The sequence below is a fragment of the Caballeronia arationis genome (assembly GCF_001544975.2).
Classification (GTDB): domain Bacteria; phylum Pseudomonadota; class Gammaproteobacteria; order Burkholderiales; family Burkholderiaceae; genus Caballeronia; species Caballeronia arationis.
Genome location: NZ_FCOG02000317.1, coordinates 1 through 3,065, shown reverse-complemented (window position 1 = coordinate 3,065; position 3,065 = coordinate 1). Strand labels below are relative to the sequence as shown.

Genomic DNA, 3,065 nt, shown 5'->3' with positions numbered 1-3,065 from the left:
GGCAGGACCCTGACACCTTCGAGATGTTCCGACTGGCCACATAACCCCAAGACTGTGCCGAACTCGGCACTCTTGAGTCCTTTCGACATGTTCCCGAAAAACCAGTAGCGTGGCTACCGTTGTCTTAGCGGTGTGCTGATAGTTCATTTGTCTCGCGAATGACACTTTGAGGGACGGTGATAGCCACTTAGGCTGTTAAGGCATTGGCAAGGGCACGGTTTTCCGGGCCATCGCGTCCGCCCTCAGGTCTCGCGGTTTGCCTCGAGGTGGGCATGACCAACGCGTCCCCTTCAATCACCACCTTGTTGAGCACGCGACAGATTGTGGTCAGCGACACGCGCCTCTTCTCAGGCAGCAATGCAACCACGGTGACGCGGTCAACGTTGGTGGCGCTTCCGAGCTCGTCTCGATGAACCTCTTCAAACTGATGGCCGCTCAGGTGCAGTGGGATGGTTCGAAGTGGTTCAGTGCCGCTCAGGGTCAGGATATGGCTATTAACTTGGCCGCGTGCGGTTTGCTCGACCTCTCCATTTTCGAAACAACAGCTTTCCCGCTTGCAAGCGTCAATGAGGCGCTATCAGCAATCGGCGGCCGTAACGGTGGCTTCACCAATTTCGTCGTTAAGCCGCATCAGTAATTTTCCGCGTTACAGTGAATCTTGGCCCCGTGTGTGACGGGTAACCGCTCGCCCCGCTCTCCCCGAACACGGCGAGAGCGGCGCCCGAGCCACCCGGTTACATGTTGCACAACGGGCCGAGGACTCCCCAACTCAAAAGGAAGGCAATGGAACAATTTGCAAACAACATTGATGGCCAGTAGGTGACCAGCGACCAATCCACGCGGAACATCAACCCGTCCTATGTAGATGACGTAATCGGTGAGTTTGCACGAACGGATGCGGAACAAACAATACGTGCTGTTCGCGCCGCACGCGCTGCGTTCAAGAGCGGATGCACATCTTCGGTCGGCCACGTGTCGTTGCTGCAGACATCCACGCATTGAAGCGTGTGAATCGACCCATGACATTCGTGGACCCGACTTTCAGGGAACCCGGCCGTTTGGAACTGTCCGTCCACGTTGCTCGTGCAAGTGGCTCGACGGATTGCTTCGACCATATGAGCACACGGTGAAGTTAGGCAGACGTTGCCCACGCGGGCGCAAAACGCGATGGTTCGCGGGACTTCAAAGCACACGTATCGCGCCCCGAACATCGCTTTGGTCAGGTGAGGATAAACGTGGGTGGCGCTCTGCGCTCCAGAGCAGCAAACACATCCTCTCTTCCATGAAAACGGCCGACGAACTCGAGCAGCAACGCCGAGTCGACTCTGCATGCAACAGACTTATTACGCCAGCTTTCGCAGTCGGGCTTTTCGCGTCCTCATGCTATTGCCGTGTCGCGAGGGGCCTCACAAATGGATGGAGGCAGCGCGACCCGCGCCGATATGCGACGACTCCCGTCAGTCCATGGGCCGCAGCTCGACGGGAAAACGTATCTCGAATGTTGTGCCGTGACCAACCCGCGACTCGAAATGAATTTGTCCCTGGAGGACGCGGCAAAGCTCCCTGACGATGGCTAGCCCCAGCCCGGCGCCCGGTATGTCGTCGCCCGCGGCGCGTTCAAACTCATCGAACACGCGCTTCGCGTCGGACGGGGCAATGCCGACGCCAGTGTCAGAGACCCGAATGGACCAAGTACTCTCATTTAACTTGGAGAAGGCCAGTTCGATTTCGCCAGACGTCGTGTATTTTGTCGCGTTCGATAATAGGTTGAGCGCAACCTGTTTGACCTTAAGCCGGTTCGAAGTCACCGAACTCAGCGCTGAATCGAACTCTGGATGAAAGCGCAAACCTTTCGCTTCGATCGCCGGCCGACTCGATGCTGCCAATTCATCGAACAGTTCCCGAAGCTCGAATTTCTCAACGGAAAGCGGGTTGCTATCGCCAAGAACAACTGAGTACTCGACCATCTGGTCAACGAGTTCCTTCATATCCGCCGCCTGCCGATTCGCGAGCGTCAGCGCCGTCTCCGCTTTCGAAGGCGCGCGGCCTATTAACTGGAGCGCTATCGAGAACGCGTTCAGGAAATTTCGAAGGTCGTGTACTACGCTTCGGGTAATTTGCATCCGCGACTCGTGAAGGTCGCTGATGAGGCGCTGCTTCAGTTCCAGTTCATGATTGGCGCGCTCCAACCTGCCCGTGAACTCGTCAATTTTCCGGTCGCGCTCATGCACTACCTCGCGTATCGAGGTCAGGGTAACGAAACTGAGTGCCTCGGCAATGAGACGCCGCGCGCGCCGCTCTTCACGACGGGTGAACGCGCCGTCTGCATCAGTATCGGCAAATTCGTCGAGAGCGTCCGACAACGTTAGATGGAAAAGGTCAAGTTCTCGAACCAGTTCCTCGATTCTGTAACCTTGCCGCCAGCGGACTATGCCATGTGTCTTGGCGTCGCGCTCCATCGCGGGCTCAACTTTTTCAAGGTCTTGAGCATCGAGGGCGACGCACAGCCCTTCGAGGATTTGAGGAAGGTGGTCAGCGAGTTGGTCGTACGTCAATTTGTCGGGTTCGACCAGGTCGTCGTCGCCGAAGACCGCCTTCATCCACTTTTCAGTTAGACGCACCCGCTCGTGGCGCAGAAAACCGGCGAATCGCCGCAAGGGGCGGGCGTGTGCATCGGACATAATCGGTAAGTTTGGACCGCTTTTTCGAAAGACTGCGCGAGTCGATTACCGTACCAGAAAACAATGCGGTGCGACACGCCGGCCATCCGTCCGTCGTAAGTTCGGAAGCGCTGCCGACGTAAGTCTGGCGCGCGCACTAATTTTCGAAAGGATGCGGCAGACGTCCAAGCAGTGTCGAACAGTGGAACGGCGATTGCGTGCGCCCGGACCAGTTGCACACAAAACCAAATGGCGGCCGCAGATGCACTCCATTCTGCTCGTCGATGACGAGCCGGACATTCTCAGCGCCTGGCGCCTCATCCTAAGTCTGGTCTTTACCCACAAATAAGGTCATTCGTTCTGCCTGAAGATGCGGTACATCTCCGTAATCTCGTGCAGAGCGAG

The 3,065-nt window shown here is 57.1% G+C and carries 3 protein-coding genes and 1 pseudogene; 1 reads left to right on the top strand and 3 read right to left on the bottom strand.

The window, feature by feature from the left end; all coding sequences use genetic code 11:
* Positions 1-187 precede the first annotated feature (187 nt).
* Positions 188-373: pseudogene (locus tag AWB81_RS47925) on the bottom strand (hypothetical protein); the annotation flags it as partial.
* A gap of 36 nt (positions 374-409) precedes the next feature.
* Between AWB81_RS47925 and AWB81_RS41510 the strand changes: the two are divergent.
* Entirely contained in the window at positions 410-637 is a 228-nt protein-coding gene (locus tag AWB81_RS41510; protein ID WP_062644280.1) for a hypothetical protein, read from the top strand.
* A gap of 220 nt (positions 638-857) precedes the next feature.
* On the opposite strand, the gene AWB81_RS46660 is transcribed toward AWB81_RS41510, so the two are convergent.
* Together AWB81_RS46660 and AWB81_RS41500 are read right to left on the bottom strand one after the other, a co-directional pair.
* Positions 858-1,115: a Sir2 family NAD-dependent protein deacetylase gene (locus tag AWB81_RS46660; RefSeq protein ID WP_235026205.1), complete on the bottom strand. Its 258-nt coding sequence runs from the start codon at positions 1,113-1,115 to the stop codon at positions 858-860.
* A 342-nt stretch (positions 1,116-1,457) separates the two neighbouring features.
* Positions 1,458-2,681, bottom strand: coding sequence for a sensor histidine kinase (locus AWB81_RS41500; protein WP_062644277.1), 1,224 nt, complete (start codon positions 2,679-2,681; stop codon positions 1,458-1,460).
* Positions 2,682-3,065: the final 384 nt, after the last annotated feature.